Origin of the sequence: Pseudoduganella guangdongensis, from assembly GCF_009857475.1 — a bacterium.
Taxonomy (GTDB): domain Bacteria; phylum Pseudomonadota; class Gammaproteobacteria; order Burkholderiales; family Burkholderiaceae_D; genus Rugamonas; species Rugamonas guangdongensis.
In genome coordinates this window covers 135,057-154,802 of record NZ_WWCJ01000011.1, presented here as the reverse complement: position 1 = coordinate 154,802, position 19,746 = coordinate 135,057, and the positions used below count along the sequence as shown (strand labels likewise).

Genomic DNA, 19,746 nt, shown 5'->3' with positions numbered 1-19,746 from the left:
GCCCTCAGGTTTTCAGTAGCGGGAGCGTGAGCTCCACACAAAGCCCGCCGCCGGCACGATTGGCGGCGGCAATGCGGCCGCCGTGCTGCTGCACCACTTGCTGGGCGATTGCCAGGCCCAGTCCATGCCCATCCACGTCCTTGGCCGCGTTGCTGCTGCGGTAGAAGGGCTGGAAAATCTTCCCCAGGTCCTCTTGCGCCACGCCCGGGCCGCTGTCCAGCACCCGCACGCGCAGGAATGCGCCGTCCAGCGACGATTCCACTTCCACCTTGCCGCCTTGCGGGCTGTGCTTGATGGCGTTGCGCACCACGTTCTCAATGGCGCGCGCCAGCAGTTCCGGCTGGCCCATGATGCGGGCGTCGCCGTCCAGGCGGGCTTCGACCTCGCGTCCGCTGCTGGCGGCTTCGAAGCTGGCGTCCTGCAGGATCTCTTCCAGCAGTTCGGCGGCGCTGAACTCTTCTCGCGGCGCGTCGAATGCGCCGGCCTCCAGGCGCGAGAGGGTGAGCAGCTCGCCCACCAGCTTGTCCATCCTGACGCTTTCCCGTTCGATGCGTTCCATGGAGGCAGCGGCTTTTTCCGGCTGCTGGTGAGCCAGGCCGATGGCGGCTTGCAGGCGCGCCAGCGGCGAGCGCAGCTCGTGCGACACATCGTGCAGCAGGTTTTTCTGGCCGTCGAGCAGGGCGCGCAGGCGCGCGGTCATGCGGTCGAAGTCGCGGCCGAGGGTAGTGAGCTCGTCGCCACCGGCGCCGGGCTTGCCGCCGAAGCGGGGCTCCAGGTCGCCGGAGGCTGCGGCGTCGAAGGCCTGGCGCAGGGCGCGGATCGGGCGCGCGAAGTACCACGCCAGCAGGGCGGCAAACAGCAGGCTGGCCAGGACGGCGGCGGCGATCGGGATGAAGGGCGTGAGGGGGCGGAAGCGCGGCGGCGGGCCGCCCGGGCTGCCACGTTCGGCACGGCCCTGGCCCGGGCCGATTTCAGGGCCGGGGGGCGGCATGGCGCCGGCTTGCGGTGCCGGCAATGGGGCGGCGGCAGACGCTGCAGCCGCCGCAGGCCGGCGGTAGGCGCGTGGGTCCAGACCGGGAATGCCGGAACCGGCCAGCAAGGCGCGCGAGTCCGGCATATCCATGCCGCCCTGATGGCGGCGCGAGGGCAGGAACAGCATGAAGCGCTTGCCGTCCGGTGCGCTCACGTGGCGCACCCCGCGCGGGTCGGAACTGGACAGCATCTTCTGCGCTTCGGCCAGCATGGCCGGGCTGGTGATGCGGCCCAGCAGCTCCTTGCCGTCGTCGCTCACGGCAAACACACGGTGGCGCGGCATGTTCTCCAGCAGCTGGCGCAAGCCGTCGGTGCCGCCGAAGGCGAGGGTGGCGGCGGCCGATTCGATGGCCATTTCCGCCGGCGGGCCGGTCTCGATATCGGATGGGCGGGCCTCGGCGGCGGCGCGGCTGCGCAGCCAGATGGCGCCCCCGATGGCCGCCGTCGCCGCGACCTGGGCCAGCAGGATGGAGAAGAAGAACTTCCAGAACAGGCGACCCACGCTTACTCCCGGATCAACTGGTAGCCCAGGCGGTACACGGTCTGCAGGCAGGAACGGCCATCGGCAATGGTGCCCAGCTTGTGGCGCAGGCTGCTCATATGGACGTCGATATTGCGGTCGAAGCGCGCCATGGGGCGCCCCAGTCCTTGTTCGGACAGGACGTTTTTGCTGACCGGTTTGCCAGCGTTGCGCGCCAACACCTCCAGCAGGTTGAATTCGGTGCTGGTCAGGTCCAGCGGCACGCCGGCCCAGGCGGCGCGGCGCTGCTCCGGCCACATGGAGAGCTGACCCACCACCAGCGGGCCGACGCCTGTATCCGCCACGGCGTGGGTACGGCGCAGGATGGCGCGGATGCGGGCGGTCAGCTCGCGCGGCGTGCAGGGCTTGGTTACGTAGTCGTCAGCGCCCAGCTCCAGGCCGACGATGCGGTCGGTGTCGTCGCCGCGCGCGGTCAGCATCAGGATCGGCATGCGGCTGACGGCGCGGATGCGGCGCAGGGTTTCCAGGCCGTTCATGCGCGGCATCATCACATCAAGGATGGCAATGGCATACAGGCCGGTCAACGCCGAGGCGGCGCCGGTTTCGCCATCGTGGGCGGTGCTGACTTCGAAGCCCTCCTGCTCCAGGTATTCCTGGAACATGCCGACCAGCTCGACGTCGTCGTCAATTAACAAGACCTTGTTCATGGCGCCCATGATAACAAACCGGCCCTGCCGCTTTACCGCTTCTTTACACGGTTTTACCTGCCACTTACCGCGCTTTACAAGCCGCCGCCAGAGAATGGAGTCTCCCATCCATCGATAGAGGATAGACATGAAAAAGAGCAAATACATTCCAATGCTGCTGGCCGCCGTTCTTGCGCTGCCGCTGGCCAGCATGGCCGCAGAGCGCATGCCGCCAATGGGCGAGCGCGGGGAGCGGGGCCCGGGGCCGCACTTCCTGCGCGGCCTTGACCTGTCGGATAGTCAGGAGGACAAGCTGTTCCAGCTGATGCACGGCCAGGAGCCTTACCTGCGCGAGCAGCGGCGTGCCCATGAGAAGGCGATGGATGCCTTGCACGATATGCGTAGCGCGGACAAGTTCGACGATGCCGCTGCCGTCAAACTGGCGCAGGCCGCAGCACAGGCGCAAGCCAACATCACACTGGCGCGCGTGCGCACGCACCAGAAGGTGCTGGCACTGTTGACACCAGAACAACGCAAGCAGCTGGAAGAACGCAAGGCGCGCCCGCACCGTGGTGGAGCTTTCCATGAACGTTAATGCGATCAGCAGCAGCTTTGCCAGCCAGGTCTCGGCGAACGGCGCCGACAAGACCCGCCAGGCGCCGCCAGCGCCACCACCCGCTGGCCAGCCCCCGGGCGGTGGCGGTTTCGTCAACGCTATCGGGCAGGCGCTGGAGTCGCTGGGCGTGACCGATGTCGCTGCCGAGGATAAGGAAGGCGCGGCTTCCGCGCTGGGCAACTTCCTGCAGGAGCTGATGGCGTCCCTGCATAGCCAGGGCGAGGCGAAGGGCGCGCAAGCCGAAGGTGCGTTCAGGCTGGGCGGTGCGCAGGACGGCGCCAGCGGCCCGGGGCGCCTGGCGGAGGACTTGCAAAGCCTGGCGGCCTCGCTGCAGGGCGAGTCGGAGGGCGGGGAGGCGGGTTCGCTCGAAACGTCCTTCTCGTCCCTGCTGGAGGCTCTGGGCGCCGACAGCAGCGCTGCGCAGGGTAAGCTGGCCGGTTTCCTGCAAACGCTGGCCGCCCGGCTGCCGCAGTCGGGCAGCAGCGGCAATCTCGTCAACACCAGCGCCTGAGGAGGATACCCAGATGGATACCCACGACCATGGCCTGGCGGCGGACCTGCAAGCGATGATGAATATGCCGGGCAGCCGCCGCCGCTCGCTGCGCTGGCTGCTGGCCGGCGCGGCAGCGCTGCCGCTGATCGGCTGCGGCGGAGGCGGTGACGACAGCACCGTTGCCTCCGACTCCGGCAGCGGCACCAGTACGGGCACTGGCGGCAGCTGCACCGTCATCCCCGAGGAAACCGGCGGCCCCTATCCGGGCGACGGCACCAACAGCAACGCCGGCGGCATCGTCAACGTACTGACGCAGGTAGGCGTGGTGCGCAGCGACATCCGCAGCAGTTTCAACGGCGCGAGCGGCACCGCAGGCGGCATTCCGCTGACGATCAAGCTGAAGATCGTTAATGCCAACGCCGGTTGCGGCGCGGCTGGCAGCTTTACGGTGTACCTGTGGCATTGCGACCGCGAGGGCCGCTACTCCCTGTACTCGCAAGGGGTAACAGAGCAGAACTACCTGCGCGGCGTGCAGGCGGCCGACGCCGACGGCAACCTGACCTTCACCAGCATCTTCCCTGGCTGCTACGACGGGCGCATGCCGCACGTCCACTTCGAAGTCTTTCGCAGTCAGGCGCAAAGCAGTAGCGCGGCCAACCGTATCAAGACTTCCCAGTTCACCTTTCCGCTGGCGACAATGAATGAAGCCTATGCCACGGCGGGCTACGCCAGCTCCGCCAGCAACCTGTCCCGCATCAGCTTCGCCAGCGACAATATCTTCAGCGATGGCTATGCGCTGCAACTGGCGGCCGTGAGCGGCAACGCCACCGACGGCTACGTCGCGACCCTGACCATCGCTGTCGCAGCCTGACCCTCCCATCCCGCTAGCGGCCCGGCGAAACTCCTTTCGCACTTTAAAGCTGGCGCCAGCCCAAACAAAAAAGCCCGCGTTTTGGCGCGGGCTTGGGTTTTATTGCTTAACGCAGTCGACGAAGTAATCGCGTTTACCATCCACTTCGCGCTTGACCAGGCCGTGGACGTCGGTCTCGAAGCCAGGGAAGCGTTCGTTGAAGTCGCGCGCAAAGCGCAGGTAGTCAACGATGGTCTTGTTGAAGCGCTCGCCCGGGATCAGCAGCGGGATGCCCGGCGGGTATGGCGTCAGCAGGATGGAGGTGATGCGGCCTTCCAGCTCGTCCAGCGCCACGCGCTCGATTTCGCGGTGCGCCATCTTGGCGAAGGCGTCCGACGGCTTCATTGCAGGCACCATGTCCGACAGGTACATCTCGGTGGTCAGGCGCGCCACGTCGTAGGCTTTGTAGAAGTCGTGGATCTGCTGGCACAGGTCGCGCAGGCCCATTTGCTCGTAGCGCGGGTTGGCAGCCGAGAACTCCGGCAGGATGCGCCACATCGGGGCGTTCTTGTCGTAGTCGTCCTTGAACTGCTGCAGCGCGGTCAGCAGGGTGTTCCAGCGGCCTTTGGTAATGCCGATGGTGAACATGATGAAGAAGGAGTACAGGCCGCACTTCTCAACGATCACGCCGTGCTCCGCCAGGTACTTGGTCACGATGGACGCCGGGATGCCGGATTCGCCGAACTGGCCGTCCAGCGACAGGCCCGGGTTGACGATGGTGGCCTTGATCGGGTCGAGCATGTTGAAGCCAGGCTTCAGGTCGCCGAAGCCGTGCCACTTCTTGCTGTCTTCGGTGAAGATCCAGTCTTCCTGCGAGCCGATGCCTTCGTCGGCGAAGGTGTCCGGGCCCCAGACCTTGAACCACCAGTCGCTGCCCCATTCCTCGTCGATCTTGCGCATGGCGCGGCGGAAGTCCAGCGCTTCCAGGATCGATTCTTCCACCAGGGCGGTGCCGCCCGGCGCTTCCATCATGGCCGCCGCCACGTCGCACGAGGCGATGATGGAGTACTGCGGCGAGGTGGAGGTGTGCATCAGGTACGCCTCGTTGAAGGCGTCCTTGTCCAGCTTCACGGTCTCGGAATCGCGCACCAGCACCTGCGAAGCCTGCGACAAGCCCGCCAGCAGCTTGTGGGTGGATTGGGTCGAGAAGATCATCGACTCCTTGGCGCGCGGACGGTCCTTGCCGATCGCGTGCATGTTCTTGTAGAAGTCGTGGAAGGTGGCGTGCGGCAGCCATGCTTCGTCGAAGTGCAGGGTGTCGATCTTACCGTCCAACATTTCGCGCAGGGTTTCCACGTTGTACACCACGCCGTCGTAGGTCGACTGGGTGATGGTCAGGATGCGCGGCTTCTTGTTGGCGGCGGCTTGTGCGAACGGGTTGTTGGCGATCTTGCGCTCGATGCTCTCCATGGAGAACTCTTCCAGCGGGATCGGGCCGATGATGCCCAGGTTGTTACGGGTCGGCATCAGGAACACCGGGATCGCGCCGCACATGATGATCGAGTGCAGGATCGATTTGTGGCAGTTGCGGTCCACCACCACGATGTCGCCCGGCGCCACGGTCGAATGCCACACCATCTTGTTGGAGGTGGAGGTGCCGTTGGTGACGAAGTAGGCGTGGTCCGCGTTGTAAATACGGGCGGCATTGCGCTCGGAGGCGGCCACGGGGCCGGTGTGGTCCAGCAGCTGGCCGAGTTCTTCCACCGCGTTGCAGACGTCGGCGCGCAGCATGTTCTCACCAAAGAACTGGTGGAACATCTGGCCGATAGGCGACTTCAGGAAAGCCACGCCGCCGGAGTGGCCCGGGCAGTGCCAGGAGTAGGAACCGTCGTTCGCGTAGTGCACCAGGGCGCGGAAGAAAGGCGGCGCCAGGCTGTCCAGGTAGGACTTGGCTTCGCGGATGATGTGGCGCGCCACGAATTCCGGGGTGTCCTCGAACATGTGGATGAAGCCGTGCAGCTCGCGCAGGATATCGTTCGGGATATGGCGCGAGGTGCGGGTTTCGCCGTACAGGTAGATCGGAATGTCGGCGTTCTTGTGGCGGATCTCGGACACGAAGGCGCGCAGGGACGCCAGGGCCGCGTCGGTTTCCTCCAGCGTGCCGCCGCCGAACTCCTCGTCGTCGATCGACAGCACAAAGGCGGAGGCGCGCGACTGCTGCTGGGCGAACTGCGACAGGTCACCGTAGCTGGTGACGCCGAGGACCTCCATGCCTTCCTTTTCCATCGCCGCTGCCAGGGCGCGAATGCCCAGGCCGGACGTGTTCTCGGAACGGAAATCCTCGTCGATGATGACGATGGGGAAGCGGAATTTCATCAGTGGTCTCCCGGCGCGAGCAAGCGCCGCAAAAAAAATAAGACCGGGAGTATCGCAGAATTTCCGCGCCCCGGGGAAAATAATTAAACGATTGCCATCGCGCCCAGGCCAAGGCCCACGGCGGCCACGCCGTAGGTGGCGTACATCAGCCATTTACGGTTGGTCAGCAGGGTAATCGCCGCCAAAGCGATAGCAATCTGTTCAGCCGTCGTGGCCAGCGCCCATTGGTGGTGCTTGTGCAGGGCGTGGTCCGACTTGTGGTCCCACTCCGCCGATTTGGTTTCCCATTGTTCGGCGTCTTTTTTGATGGCGTCCTTTTCTTCCTTATAGCGCACCACCTCCGCCTTGTACTTTTCCACTTCGGCGTTGGGCAGCAACATGGCCAGTTCGGCCAGGTTCTGCTTGGAGGACTTGGCCTGGTAGTAATTCCAGCGGTTGGCCGCCTCGGTCTTGGCGATGGCGGCATTGTTTTTGAACAGGGCCGCGTCGTTCTGGGTAGCGCCGCCCTGGTAGCCGAAAATGGCGCCCACCGTGGCCAGGATGGCCGTGGTCACCGCGATCTTGCCCGAAAACTTGTCGTTGCTGTGTGCTGCGTGTTCCACGGCGTGGTCGTGCGGGCCGTGGACGTGAAAACCGTGTCCGGACATTCTTTAATTCCTGGTGAAGCTGATAAATGCATACGGCAGGCCTGCTGCCGAAACGTGTTCCTCGCGACCGGTTTCCTGCCACTCGCCGTCCGGCAGGGCGGGGAAGAAAGCGTCGCATTCATATGTGCGGCCAATACGCGTAATGACAAGCTTGTCCACCAGGGGCAGCGCTTGCTGGTAGACCTGGGCGCCGCCGATGACGAAGGCCTGCTCCACGCCGGCCACCAGGGCGCGTGCTTCTTCCAGCGAGCCGACGCGCTCCACGCCGTCGTGGCCCCATTCCGCATTGCGGCTGATGACGATATTGCGGCGGTTCGGCAAAGGGCGGCCGATCGAATCGAAGGTCTTGCGGCCCATGATAATCGGATGGCCCGACGTGAGGCGCTTGAAGTGCGCCAGGTCTTCCGGCAGGTGCCAGGGCAGGGTGTTGTTGATGCCGATGCCGTTGCTGGCATCCGTCGCAACGATGATGGTCAAAATTGTCATGGCCGCCATTATATATCGGAGCACTTTGCCATCCGGTCATGTTGCGAAATTGCGGCAACGCAATTTATTTATGCCTTGAATGGGGCCTTGTGACGGTTGGAGAGTTTTAAGCAGGGGTTCGCGGCGTATCTTGATTTCAGCGCGCTGGAAATTGCTGGTTGGCAATTCTGTTTGTTGGTTTCATAACGATACGAAGTAGGAGTTCCCCTGATGAAACACCCACTCAAGCATGCCTTGGGACATTCCGGGCGCGCAGTCCTCGCTTTAGCCGATGGCACATTGTTCGAAGGCTTTTCCATTGGCGCCAGCGGCGCCACGGCGGGCGAAATCGTCTTCAACACCGCCATGAGCGGCTACCAGGAAATCCTCAGCGACCCAAGCTACAGCAGGCAGATCGTGACGCTGACCTATCCGCATATCGGCAACACGGGCGTAAACCGCGAAGACGGCGAAGCGCCGCGCATCCATGCCGCCGGACTGGTGGTGAAGGACCTGCCGCTGCTGGCATCGAACTTCCGCAGCGAACAGGATCTCTCGTCCTGGCTGGCGGAGCAGGGCGTGGTGGGTATCGCCGGGATAGACACCCGCAAGCTGACGCGCATCCTGCGCGAAAAGGGCGCCCAAAGCGGCGCGATCCTGGTGGATGGCGCGGCGGAACTGGCGCTGGAGCTGGCGCGCGCCTTCCCGGGCCTGGCCGGCATGGACCTGGCGCAAACCGTCAGCACGCCAGCGCCTTATGAATGGAGCGAAACCGAATGGATGCTGGGCCACGGCCATGGCCGCCAGTTGCAGCCGCGCTTTCACGTGGTGGCTTACGACTTTGGCGTGAAGGCGAACATCCTGCGCATGCTGGCGCAGCGCGGCTGCCGTGTCACCGTGCTGCCGGCGCGCGCCGGCGCCGCAGCAGCCATGGCGCTGCAGCCGGACGGCATTTTCCTGTCGAACGGCCCCGGCGACCCGCAGCCGTGCGACTACGCGATTGCGGCGGCGCGCGAGCTGATTGAGCGCGGCATCCCGACCTTTGGCATTTGCCTGGGCCACCAGATCATGGCGCTCGCTTCCGGCGCGCGCACCGTCAAGATGAAGTTCGGCCACCACGGCGCCAACCATCCGGTGCAGGACGTTGACACCCGGCGCGTGATGATCACCTCGCAGAACCACGGCTTTGCGGTTGATGCCGCGTCGCTGCCGGCCAATTGCGCGGTGACGCATATCTCGCTGTTCGACGGCTCGCTGCAGGGTTTCCGCCGCACCGACCGTCCCGCCTTCTGCTTCCAGGGGCATCCGGAAGCGTCGCCAGGCCCGCATGACCTGGCCCCTTTGTTCGACCAGTTCGTAGCCATGATGGAGGGCGCGCGCCATGCCTAAACGTAGCGATATCCAGCGCATCCTGATCATCGGCGCCGGCCCGATTGTGATTGGCCAGGCGTGCGAATTCGACTACTCCGGCGCGCAGGCCTGCAAGGCGCTGCGCGAGGAGGGCTTCCAGGTGGTGCTGGTGAACAGCAATCCCGCCACCATCATGACCGACCCCGGCATGGCCGACGTCACGTATATCGAGCCGGTCACCTGGGAAACGGTGGCCAGCATCATCGAGCGCGAACGGCCGCAGGCGGTGCTGCCCACCATGGGCGGCCAGACGGCGCTGAACTGCGCGCTCGACCTGCACCGCCACGGCGTGCTTGAGCGCTTCAATGTAGAGCTGATCGGCGCCACGCCGGAGGCCATCGACCGCGCCGAGGACCGTGCCAAATTCAAGGCCGCCATGGAGCGCATCGGCTTGCAGTCGGCGCGCTCCGGCATCGCCCACAGCATGGCCGACGCCTGGCGCGCGCAGGAAAAGCTGGGCTTCCCGGTGATTATCCGCCCCTCGTTCACCATGGGCGGCAGCGGCGGCGGCATCGCCCGCAATGCCGATGAATTCAACGCCATCTGCCTGCGCGGGCTGGAACTGTCGCCCACCTCCGAACTGCTGATCGAGGAATCGCTGATCGGCTGGAAGGAATTCGAGATGGAGGTGGTGCGCGACCGCAACGACAACTGCATCATTGTCTGCTCGATCGAAAACCTGGACCCGATGGGCGTGCATACCGGCGACTCGATCACCGTGGCGCCGGCGCAAACCCTGACCGACAAGGAATACCAGGTCATGCGCGACGCCGCGCTGGATGTGCTGCGCGAGATCGGCGTGGACACCGGCGGCTCGAACGTGCAGTTCGCCGTCAACCCGCAAGACGGCCGCATGATCGTGATCGAGATGAACCCGCGCGTGTCGCGTTCCTCGGCGCTGGCATCCAAGGCGACCGGCTTCCCGATTGCCCGCGTGGCGGCCAAGCTGGCGGTGGGCTTCACGCTGGACGAGCTGCAGAACGATATCACCGGCGGCGCCACGCCGGCCTCGTTCGAGCCCGCCATCGACTATGTGGTGACCAAGATCCCGCGCTTCGCCTTCGAGAAATTCCCGGGTGCGAACGACCGCCTGACCACGCAGATGAAGTCCGTTGGCGAAGTGATGGCCATGGGCCGCACCTTCCAGGAATCGTTCCAGAAAGCCCTGCGCGGCCTGGATATCGGCGTGGATGGCTTGCAGCGCATCGCCACCGGGCGCGACGTGATCGAGCAGGAGCTCAGCCTGCCCGGCCCGCAGCGCATCTGGTACGTGGGCGAGGCCTTTGCCCAGGGCATGTCCCTGGTGGAGGTCAACCGCTTGTCGCATATCGACCCCTGGTTCCTGGCGCAGATCCAGGACCTGGTGCAGATCGAAGAGTGGGTCGCCGCGCAGCATCTCGGCAGCATTGGCGCCGACGTGATGCGCCGCCTGAAGCAGCAGGGTTTCGGCGACCGCCGCCTGGCAACCCTGCTGGGCGACGACGAAGGCGCGGTGCGCGCGCAGCGCCATGCCCAGGGCGTGCGCCCGGTGTACAAACGCGTCGACACCTGCGCCGGCGAGTTCGCCACCCGCACCGCCTATATGTATTCGACCTACGACGAAGAGTGCGAATCCCAGCCGAGCAAGGCGCGCAAGATCATGGTGCTGGGCGGCGGCCCGAACCGGATCGGGCAGGGCATCGAATTCGACTACTGCTGCGTGCACGCGGCACTGGCCATGCGCGAAGACGGCTATGAAACCATCATGGTCAACTGCAACCCGGAAACCGTATCGACCGACTTCGATACCTCCGACCGCCTGTATTTCGAGTCGCTGACGCTGGAAGACGTGCTGGAGATCGTCGCCATTGAACAGCCGGAAGGGGTGATCGTGCAATACGGCGGCCAGACGCCGCTCAAGCTGGCCCTGGCGCTGGAAGCCAATGGCGTGCCGGTGATCGGCACCTCGCCCGATATGATCGACGCTGCCGAAGACCGTGAGCGCTTCCAGCAGCTGCTGTACGCGCTGGACTTGCGCCAGCCCCCCAACCGCACCGCCCGCACCGAGGATCAAGCCGTCGCCTTGGCGGAGGAGATCGGCTATCCGCTGGTGGTGCGTCCTTCCTACGTTCTGGGCGGCCGCGCCATGGAGATCGTCCATGAGCGGGCCGACCTGGAGCGTTATATGCGCGAGGCGGTTAAGGTGTCGCCGGCCTCGCCGGTGCTGCTGGACCGCTTCCTGAACGATGCCATCGAGGTGGATGTGGACTGCGTCAGCGACGGCGAGCAGGTGCTGATCGGCGGCGTGATGGAGCACGTGGAGCAGGCCGGCATCCACTCCGGCGACTCGGCATGCAGCCTGCCGCCGTACTCCCTGGCCGAAAGCACCGTGGCCGAGATCAAGCGCCAGACGGTGCGCCTGGCGCATGGCCTGGGCGTGGTCGGGTTGATGAATGTGCAGTTCGCGGTGCAGCGTCACAAGGTCGACGGGCGCATGTTGGACCGCATCTTCGTGCTGGAGGTGAATCCGCGCGCATCGCGCACCGTGCCCTTCGTCTCCAAGGCTACCGGCATCCAGCTCGCCAAGGTCGCCGCGCGCTGCATGGCCGGCCGCACGCTGGCCGCGCAAGGCGTCACGACCGAAGTGGTGCCGCCATATTACAGTGTGAAGGAATCGGTGCTGCCGTTCGGTAAATTCCCCGGCGTGGACACCATTCTTGGCCCGGAGATGAAATCCACCGGCGAGGTCATGGGCACCGGCCCGACCTTCGGCGAAGCCTTCCTGAAAGCCGAACTTGGCGCCGGCATTCGCATTCCCGAGCAAGGCTATGTCTACCTGCGCGTCCGCAAAGCCGACCAGGCGCGCGCCGTGGCGCTGGCGCGCGAACTGGCGGACGCCGGCTATTCGCTGTGCGCCAGCGAAGTGACGGCCGCCGTGCTGGAAGCGGGCGACGTGCCGGTCAATACCATCGAGGATGAAACCCTGCTAGGCCTGCTGGCCCTGCGTGAAATCGCCATGGCCGTGGTCACGGTGGACGAAAAGCGCAGCGCCATCGCCGCCACGCGCAGCCTGCGCTGCGCGGCGCTTTCGTCCGGCATCGTGATGTTTACCACGATCGCCGCCGCCGAAGCCGCTCTTGAGGCGCGCAAGCATATCGGCACCATCGCGGTGCGCTCGCTGCAGGAGCTGCACGCCCTGGCCGGCCGCCATGCCGAGGGCGGCGCGCCGACGATGCCGGAACTGGCGCCGCGCCCCGTACCCGGCGCCTCCGACCTGGCGGCAGCGGCATACCAGCTTCCCGATCGCCGCGTCCAGGCGCGCCAGCGCAGCGTCGGCGTGGCTCCGCTCAAGCTCTTTATCCGCCAGCCTTTCACCGAGTCCGACGAGCGTGAACAACGCATGGTGGCCGAGATCATGCAGCTGATCGACAGCGCCAACGGCCTGCCGCACCCCTTCGACTACCTGACCGGCCTGCAGGCGGAAAGCGCGGATACCTTCCGCGCCGCCTTCGAGCGCAAGCAGGGGCTGCCCTTCACGCCGCAGAACTTCCGCCGCCACCGTCTTGCCTTGCTCGACCAGGCGGACGTGATGGTCAATATCCGCGTGGGCATGAGCGAAAGCAGCGCCTTTGAGCTGAGCTATCACATATTCAAGGGCCGCAGGACGCCGATCCTGTTCCTGGTCTGGAAAGGCGCGCCGATCAAGACCACTTTGCTGCGCGAACTGGAAGACCTGGTGGATGTGACGTACATCGAGTTTGATGAAGTGTCGGAACTGAGGGGCCGCCTGCATCAGTTTTTCAAATGTCTGGTAAAGGAGTGAGCGATGTTTAAGAACTTCAAAATCAAAACCCTTCTGGTGGGTGTTATTGGCCTGCTGATTGGCATGCTCGCGATTATTGGCGGCTTGGGCATCGTCAGCGCCGAGCGTTCCGTCGGGCTGGTGAAAGACGTGACCGTGGCCGACCAGAAGAACATCGCCGAGCGGAGCGCCATCCGCCTCGACATGGAAACCGGCCGCAGCCAGATCCTGCAAGCCTTGCAGCACAACCCGGAACTGGCCTGGAGCAAACTGCATGACCACCCGCTGGCCAACCACTTCAATATCGTGGACGAGGTGACCGCGCGCGTGAACAAGCGCTGGGAAGGCTACCTGGCCAGCATCAAGACCCCGGAAGAACGTAAGTTGGCAGAGGAGTGGTTCGCCAAGAGCGACGGCCTGGGCGTGGCGCACATCCTCGCCGCCACCGCCGCCGTGAAAGAGAACCGCTGGGACGATGCCGAGACGGTGTTGATCAAGAAGATCAACCCGTCCTACCGGATCGGCGACGGCGCGCTGAAATCCCTGGCCGAGTACAGCGACAAACGCACCCTGGAGGATGACGCTGAAGTTGCCGCCAACCTGAAAAGCACCAGCCTGACCGTGACCCTGGTGCTGATCGGCGGCCTGGCGCTCAGCATTTTTGCCGGTTTCGTGCTGATGAAAGCCATTTCCGAACCGCTGGCGGAAGCCATGGCCGTGGCGCACCGGGTGGCCGACGGCGACTTGAAAGGGCAGTCCACCGTACACCCGACCAACGAGTTTGGCGAACTGCTGGATGCGCTGGACAAGATGCGCGACAACCTGGCCGCCATCGTGGCCGAGGTGCGCAGCGGCAGCGACACGATCTCCAGCGCTTCGGGCCAGATCGCGGCCGGCAATATGGACCTGTCCGACCGCACCGGCCAGCAGGCCGCCTCGCTGGAGGAAACCGCCTCCTCGATGGAGCAACTGACCGGCACCGTGCGCCAGAACGCCGACAATGCGCGCCAGGCCAACCAACTGGCGGTGTCCGCCTCCGAAGTGGCGACGCGCGGCGGCGAGGTGGTGGAGAAGGTGGTGGATACCATGGGTTCGATCAACGAGTCCTCGCACAAGATCGTGGACATCATCACCGTTATCGACGGCATCGCCTTCCAGACCAATATCCTGGCGCTGAATGCCGCCGTGGAAGCAGCGCGCGCCGGAGAGCAAGGGCGCGGCTTCGCCGTGGTGGCCACCGAGGTGCGCAACCTGGCGCAGCGTTCGGCCGCCGCCGCCAAGGAAATCAAGGAACTGATCGACGATTCCGTGGGCAAGGTGGAAGTGGGCGCCAAACTGGTGAACCAGGCCGGCACCACCATGAAAGATATTGTCACCAGCATCCAGCGTGTGACCGACATCATGGGCGAGATCACCACCGCGACCCAGGAGCAGACCGCGGGCCTGGAGCAGATCCACCAGGCCATCTCCGAGATGGACAGCATCACCCAGCAGAACGTCGGCCTGGTGGAGGAAGCGGCATCCGCCTCCAATGCGCTGCAGCAGCAAGCCAGCACCCTGTCGCAGGTGGTCAGTGTTTTCCAGGTTGACAATAATCGCCGGCACGAGCATCCTGCTGCCGAACAGGCCCGCGCTGTCATCCAGGCGGTGCGCACCAAACCTGCAGCACTTCCCAAGCCAGCCGTGCGCAAGGTAGCGCAGGCAACGCCAGCAACGCCGCGCGCCAAGCGCGCCGTAGCGAATAGCCAGGGCGGAGACTGGGAAGAATTTTAATTGGGGACGTTGATTGGACCATAAAGCATTTGAACACTTGGTACGCCGCCTGGAGCTGGATTCCCATGCCAGCCCGGCGGCTTTTCGCCGTAAGGTTTTTGCGATCAGCATTGCGGCTTATGTCGTGCTGTTCGGCGCCCTGGGCGGTTTGTTGGCCTTGTTCGCCTTCGCCATGCAATGGGCGTACGAATCGGAGCGCACCTTCACCACCATCAAGGTCGGGCTCTTCGGCCTGTTCCTGCTGCCCTTGATCTTTGTGGTGCTGCGCGTGATGCTGACCCGCCTTGAGCGCCCGACCGGCCGCGCGCTGGAAAGGGCGGAGGCGCCCAAACTGTTTGAAATCCTGGATAAGCTGCACAGCAAGCTGAAAGGCCCGCGCATCGACCATGTGCTGGTCACGGACGACTACAATGCCGCCATTTGCCAGCATGCCCGCTTCGGCATCCTGGGCGGCAACCGGAACTACCTGATGGTCGGCCTGCCTTACCTGTTGGGCTCCACGCCCAAGGAAATGCTGGCCACGCTGGCCCACGAGTACGGGCATTTGTGCGGCAATCACGGCAAGGCCGCCGCCTGGGTCTACCGCCAGCGCCGCCTGTTCGTCAATATTTACGAGCATGTCGAAGACAGCGCCGAGGACAGCGTGATCAGCGCCGCGCTGGCCGGCGCGCTGAAGCGCTTCTTCCCCTACTATAGCGCCTACACCTTCGTATTGGCGCGCCAGCAAGAGTATGAGGCCGACAGCACCGCCACCGACATGGCAGGCCGCACCGCCAACGCGCACGGCCTGGTGCGCGACCACCTGCTAGGCAGCTGGGTTGGCCGTAAATTCTGGTCCAAGATGTATGAGCACGCGGACCGCGCCGAGCGGCCGCCGTTCATGCCGTTTTCGTCCATGCGCATGGCGTTTCGCGCCAACTACGATGAATGGGCCTGCAAGCCGGCGCTGGATGCCGCCTGGGCCGAGCCTTCCGGCGTGGACGACACCCACCCGTGCCTGCGCGAACGCCTGGACGCCATCGGCGCCGCACCGGCGCTGCCGGAACCGGTTGAAGTGAGCGCGGCGGATGTGATGCTGGCCTCCGGCGTTTGCAAGAAGCTGGAAGCGGAGCTGGACAAGCAATGGTGGGACGCTAACGCGCGCGGCTGGACCGAGCGCTATCGCCATGTGACCCGCTCGCAGTTGCGCATCCGAGAACTGTCGGCGCAAGCGCTGTCCAAGCTTTCTGTCGTCGACTTGCAGGAACTGGCCACGCTGAAACTGGAATTCGAGGGCACCGAGGCGGCCAAGCCGGTGGTGCAGGAACAGTTGAAGCGCCCCGGTGGCCCGTACCCGAAAGCCACCCTGATTTACGGACGCGTCCTGCTGGCCGAAGGCAACCGCAACGGCGTTGACCATCTGCGCCAGGCCGCCCTGGATGACCCCAACCTGCTGAACGAAGCCGCGCAACGCGGCTACCACTATTTGCTGGAGAAGGAAGGGGAAGACTCCGCCAACCTGTGGTGGAGCAGCGTCGTTCCCGAGGAGGAAGCGGCTTAAACCGCCATTGGCGCCGTGAGCGGCGCGTGGTGCTGGTAGCCTTCCAGGGTGAAGTCGCTTGGTTCGATCTGCTCCAGCCATTCCGGCTCGTACTTGCCGGTTTCTGCGAAGGCCGGCACGCGGCTGTTGATCTGCAGCTGCGGCAGCGGCAGCGGTTCGCGCTTCAGCTGCTCCTGCACCATCTCCATGTGGTTCTCGTAAATGTGCGCGTCGCCGATGAAGTAGCTGAACCAGCGTGGCTTGTAGCCGGTCAGGCGTGCCACCAGGTGCAGCAGGGCGGCGCCTTCCGCGATATTGAACGGGGTGCCGAGGCCGATATCGTTGCTGCGCACATAGAGGCAGAGCGAAATCTCACGGGTGGTGGCGTTCGGGATGAACTGGTACAGCAGGTGGCAGGCCGGCAGCGCCACCTGGTCCAGCACTGCCGGGTTCCAGCCGTGGAACAGGATGCGGCGGCTGGAAGGGTTGTTAACGATGGTGTCCAGGCATTCGCGCAACTGGTCGATCGCCTTATACATCAACACCTTCTGCACACCGTCTTCCACCAGCGGCGCCACTTGCATGAAGCCATTGCGCTCCGCATCGGCAATTTGCGCGGTGGCGGCAGCGTCCAGCAGCTTGTAGCCTGGCCACTGGCGCCATTGCACGCCGTACACCGGCCCCAGGTCGTCGGTGCCGGTGCGGTAAGGGTTGGCCAGCCATTGCTGGTTTTCGTTCGCGTTCTGGTCCCACACCTTGCAGCCCAGCGCGCGGAAGTCGGCGGCGCTGCGCGAGGCGCGCAGGAAGGCGCACAACTCGCCCACCACGGATTTGAAGGCCAGCTTTTTGGTCGTCACGGCGGGGAAGCCGTCGTTCATGTCAAAGCGCATCATGGCGCCCGGCACGCTCAGGGTGCGGATGCCGGTGCGGTTGTCCTGCCAGTTGCCTTGCTCCAGCACGGTGCTGATCAATTCTTTGTACTGCTTCATGCGTCTCTCCGATTTATCGTTTGTTACCGCGGCCGCCAGGCTTGGCATGCGCCGCCGCTCGGCCTGCGGCACGCGCCGTCGACTTGGCCCCGCGCGTTGCCGTCACCACGACCTTGCCGCCGCCGGCGCCGCCAGCACCAGCGCTGCTACCGCGCCCGCCCGCGCGGCCTGCCGCGCCGGTTCCCGCACCTGGGCTGCCGCCGCGCGCGCCGTACATCGGCCCGCGTGAGCGCGGTTTCTCTTTCGGCGGCATTTCTTCTTTCAGCCCGCCGAAGCCCCCGGCAGGGCGCGGCGTGTCATCACGCACCGGCGCCGCAGGCTTGGCAGCTTTGGCCGGCTTGGCGCCGCCGCGAGCCGCCTTGGCGGCAGGCCGTGCGGCGGGAGCCGCCGCAGCGCCGGTCGAAGGAACACGATGATCCGCCTCAAACCCGGCTTCCTCCTGGCGCGGCAAGACCGATCCGATCAGCTTTTCGACAGCGCGCAGCAGGTCCACTTCATCCGCGCACACCAGCGAAATCGCCTCACCCTCGGCACCCGCTCGCCCGGTGCGGCCGATACGGTGGATATAGTCCTCCGCCACGGTCGGCAGGTCGAAATTTACCACCAGCGGCAATGCCTCGATATCCAGGCCGCGCGCCGCAACGTCCGTCGCCACCAGCACTTGCACATCATTCGCCTTGAAGCGCTTCAGCGCCTTGATGCGCGCGTGCTGCGCCTTGTCGCCATGGATGGAATCGGCCGAAACGCCCTCATCCTGCAGCAGCCCGACCAGATGCTCGACACCCTTGCGCGTCTTGACGAAGACCAGCACCTGCCCCCAGCCTTCCTTGCGCATCAAATGCAGGAACAGCTCCGGCTTATGCCGCTTGTCGGTGGTGAAGACCGACTGGCGCACCGTGCGCGCTGTCGTATTCGGCGCGCTCGCCTGCACCGTCAACGGATCGCGCAGCAGTTGCGACGCCATCTGGCGGATCTGCTCCGGCATGGTGGCCGAGAACAGCAAAGTCTGGCGCTGCGCCGGCAGCACCGAAAACAGCAGGTCCAGGTCCTCCGCGAAGCCCAGGTCGAGCATGCGGTCCGCCTCGTCCAGCACCAGCGCTTGCAGCTGGGCGAATTCAATTGCCCCTTTGCGATGCAGGTCCAGCAAGCGGCCGGGTGTCGCAACCAGCACGTCCACCCCCTTGCGCAGTTTGACCAGTTGCGGCTCCATCGGCACGCCGCCATACGCCACCGCGCTACGCAGCGGCAGATGGAAACCATAGGTCTGGAAGCTCTGGAACACCTGGTCGGCCAGCTCGCGCGTCGGCACCAGCACTAGACAGCGGATGTGGTTCGGCGCCGCCTGCTCGCCCTCCAGGGCCAGCCGCTGCAGCAGGGGCAGGGCGAAGGCGGCAGTTTTGCCAGTGCCGGTCTGGGCGGCGGCCAACAGGTCGCGGCCTGCCAGCACCGCAGGAATAGCTTGCTTCTGGATCGGCGTGGCGTTTTTATAGCCAATCGATTCCAGGGCGCGCAGGAGCCCGTCGATCAGGTCCAGCGAGGTGAAACTCATAATATGTCGCTCCAAAGAGTCAGGGCGTGGCGGACTTGTTCGTCCGGCAGCGCGAGAAGATTATCGCCGACATACCATTCGGTGAAGCTGGTGCCCGGAAGCTGGGCATGGGCCGCGCGGTTCAGCAGCCACACGCCATGGCGGGCTGCGATCTCGTTGCGGATTTCCAGCAGGCGCTCGCGCGCTACCGGAAGGTGAATATGCAGCATATTGGCCTGCGGCTGCGCCGGATTGGCGCGCAGGCGCGGGAATTCGCGCAGCGTTTCGTACAGCCATTGCGTGCGGCGGAAGTAGGCCGGCATCGCCGCCAGGCGCGCTTCGAACTGCATCGCCGCCGCCACGACATAGGGCGTACGGTGGATGACGTTGCCGCCCTGGCGGCGGAACCACTCCTGCGCGCGGGCGATGAAGGCGCCGCTGCCCAGCAGCATGGCGCCACCCAGGCCGCCAATGCCTTTGTATAACGAAACGTAGACACTGTCGAAACCTTGCGCCAGTTCGGCCGGCGGGCGGCCGCAGCCTGCTGCCGCCTCCCACAGGCGCGCGCCATCCATATGCAAATGGATGCCTTGCTCGCGGCAGTGTTCCTTGATGGCCGCCAGCTCGTTCCACGTTGGCGACTGGCCGCCCAGTTCGCGCGCCGGCAGTTCCAGCGATACGGCGCCCAGCCGGTCCGGCACGGCCTGCAGGTCGCCGAGCGTGAAGGGACGGTGCGGATCGCCCAGCTGCAAAGCCTGGAAGTGGTCCAGCAACTGGTGGTTGCCGCGCTCGTGGCGGAAAATGTGCGCGCTCGGGTGCAGCGCCACCAGGCGGCTGCCGCGTTCCATGCAGGCCAGGCGCAGCGCCGTTACCTGCGCCATGGTGCCGCTGATGACGAACGTGGCGGCCTCAAAACCCAGCAGGCTGGCCACCTTGCGCTCGAAGGACTGCAGCAGCTCGCCCTCGCCATACACGTCGTGCGCAACGCCATTCGCCGCGCACCATTCAGCCATGGCGGCGAAGGTCTCCGCCGGCGCCGGCTGGCGGTGGCCGGGCAAGACGGTATGGCAGTTCTGGCGCAGTTCGGCGTCGGTCACGAT

General features: G+C 65.1%; 15 protein-coding genes. 7 read left to right on the top strand and 8 right to left on the bottom strand.

What is annotated here, in order from left to right:
* Nucleotides 1-4: 4 nt before the first annotated feature.
* Both GTP41_RS16855 and GTP41_RS16850 read right to left on the bottom strand, forming a co-directional pair.
* Nucleotides 5-1,534, bottom strand: a complete 1,530-nt coding sequence (locus GTP41_RS16855; RefSeq protein ID WP_371867368.1) for a HAMP domain-containing sensor histidine kinase — start codon at nucleotides 1,532-1,534, stop codon at nucleotides 5-7.
* A 2-nt stretch (nucleotides 1,535-1,536) separates the two neighbouring features.
* Nucleotides 1,537-2,220 (bottom strand): response regulator transcription factor, encoded by a 684-nt coding sequence (locus tag GTP41_RS16850; protein WP_161026805.1) that lies wholly within the window; start codon nucleotides 2,218-2,220, stop codon nucleotides 1,537-1,539.
* Nucleotides 2,221-2,347: 127 nt separating this feature from the next.
* Here GTP41_RS16850 and GTP41_RS16845 point away from each other — a divergent pair, with 127 nt between their 5' ends.
* From GTP41_RS16845 to GTP41_RS16835, 3 genes are read left to right on the top strand one after another with little or no spacing between them, the layout of a single operon-like run.
* A complete protein-coding gene (locus GTP41_RS16845; protein ID WP_161026733.1) occupies nucleotides 2,348-2,794 on the top strand; it encodes a Spy/CpxP family protein refolding chaperone in 447 nt (148 codons plus the stop codon).
* Nucleotides 2,784-3,326 (top strand): hypothetical protein, encoded by a 543-nt coding sequence (locus GTP41_RS16840; protein WP_161026732.1) that lies wholly within the window; start codon nucleotides 2,784-2,786, stop codon nucleotides 3,324-3,326. The genes GTP41_RS16845 and GTP41_RS16840 overlap by 11 nt, the downstream gene beginning before the upstream one ends.
* Nucleotides 3,327-3,339: 13 nt before the next feature.
* On the top strand, nucleotides 3,340-4,179 hold the full coding sequence (locus GTP41_RS16835) for a dioxygenase family protein (protein WP_161026731.1): 840 nt from the start codon (nucleotides 3,340-3,342) through the stop codon (nucleotides 4,177-4,179).
* A 99-nt stretch (nucleotides 4,180-4,278) separates the two neighbouring features.
* Here the strand turns inward: GTP41_RS16835 and GTP41_RS16830 are convergent, their stop codons facing one another.
* The 3 genes from GTP41_RS16830 to GTP41_RS16820 form a co-directional block, all read right to left on the bottom strand.
* On the bottom strand, nucleotides 4,279-6,534 hold the full coding sequence (locus GTP41_RS16830; RefSeq protein WP_161026730.1) for an arginine/lysine/ornithine decarboxylase: 2,256 nt from the start codon (nucleotides 6,532-6,534) through the stop codon (nucleotides 4,279-4,281).
* An 83-nt stretch (nucleotides 6,535-6,617) separates the two neighbouring features.
* The gene (locus GTP41_RS16825) at nucleotides 6,618-7,181 is read right to left on the bottom strand and encodes a DUF4337 domain-containing protein (RefSeq protein ID WP_161026729.1); all 564 of its coding nucleotides are present in this window, start codon (nucleotides 7,179-7,181) and stop codon (nucleotides 6,618-6,620) included.
* Between the two features lie 3 nt (nucleotides 7,182-7,184).
* Nucleotides 7,185-7,667: a dihydrofolate reductase gene (locus GTP41_RS16820; RefSeq protein ID WP_161026728.1), complete on the bottom strand. Its 483-nt coding sequence runs from the start codon at nucleotides 7,665-7,667 to the stop codon at nucleotides 7,185-7,187.
* Nucleotides 7,668-7,877: 210 nt separating this feature from the next.
* On the opposite strand from GTP41_RS16820, the gene carA reads away from it, so the two are divergent.
* Genes carA through GTP41_RS16800 form a run of 4 tightly spaced genes read left to right on the top strand, consistent with a single transcriptional unit; the run spans nucleotide 7,878 to nucleotide 16,150 of the window.
* Nucleotides 7,878-9,035: a glutamine-hydrolyzing carbamoyl-phosphate synthase small subunit gene (carA, locus tag GTP41_RS16815; protein ID WP_161026727.1), complete on the top strand. Its 1,158-nt coding sequence runs from the start codon at nucleotides 7,878-7,880 to the stop codon at nucleotides 9,033-9,035.
* On the top strand, nucleotides 9,028-12,858 hold the full coding sequence (gene carB / locus GTP41_RS16810) for a carbamoyl-phosphate synthase large subunit (RefSeq protein WP_161026726.1): 3,831 nt from the start codon (nucleotides 9,028-9,030) through the stop codon (nucleotides 12,856-12,858). The genes carA and carB overlap by 8 nt, the downstream gene beginning before the upstream one ends.
* A 3-nt stretch (nucleotides 12,859-12,861) precedes the next feature.
* On the top strand, nucleotides 12,862-14,610 hold the full coding sequence (locus tag GTP41_RS16805; RefSeq protein WP_161026725.1) for a methyl-accepting chemotaxis protein: 1,749 nt from the start codon (nucleotides 12,862-12,864) through the stop codon (nucleotides 14,608-14,610).
* A 13-nt stretch (nucleotides 14,611-14,623) separates the two neighbouring features.
* Entirely contained in the window at nucleotides 14,624-16,150 is a 1,527-nt protein-coding gene (locus GTP41_RS16800; RefSeq protein ID WP_161026724.1) for a M48 family metallopeptidase, read from the top strand.
* On the opposite strand, the gene GTP41_RS16795 is transcribed toward GTP41_RS16800, so the two are convergent.
* From GTP41_RS16795 to GTP41_RS16785, 3 genes are read right to left on the bottom strand one after another with little or no spacing between them, the layout of a single operon-like run.
* A complete protein-coding gene (locus GTP41_RS16795; protein WP_161026723.1) occupies nucleotides 16,147-17,118 on the bottom strand; it encodes a thymidylate synthase in 972 nt (323 codons plus the stop codon). The two genes, GTP41_RS16800 and GTP41_RS16795, sit on opposite strands and share 4 nt — an antisense overlap.
* Nucleotides 17,119-17,131: 13 nt before the next feature.
* The gene (locus GTP41_RS16790) at nucleotides 17,132-18,667 is read right to left on the bottom strand and encodes a DEAD/DEAH box helicase (protein WP_161026722.1); all 1,536 of its coding nucleotides are present in this window, start codon (nucleotides 18,665-18,667) and stop codon (nucleotides 17,132-17,134) included.
* Nucleotides 18,664-19,743 carry a threonine aldolase family protein gene (locus GTP41_RS16785; RefSeq protein WP_161026721.1) on the bottom strand — a complete coding sequence of 360 codons (1,080 nt, stop codon included), beginning with the start codon at nucleotides 19,741-19,743 and terminating at the stop codon, nucleotides 18,664-18,666. Before GTP41_RS16785 ends, GTP41_RS16790 begins: the two co-directional genes overlap by 4 nt.
* Between the last annotated feature and the right edge of the window lie 3 nt (nucleotides 19,744-19,746).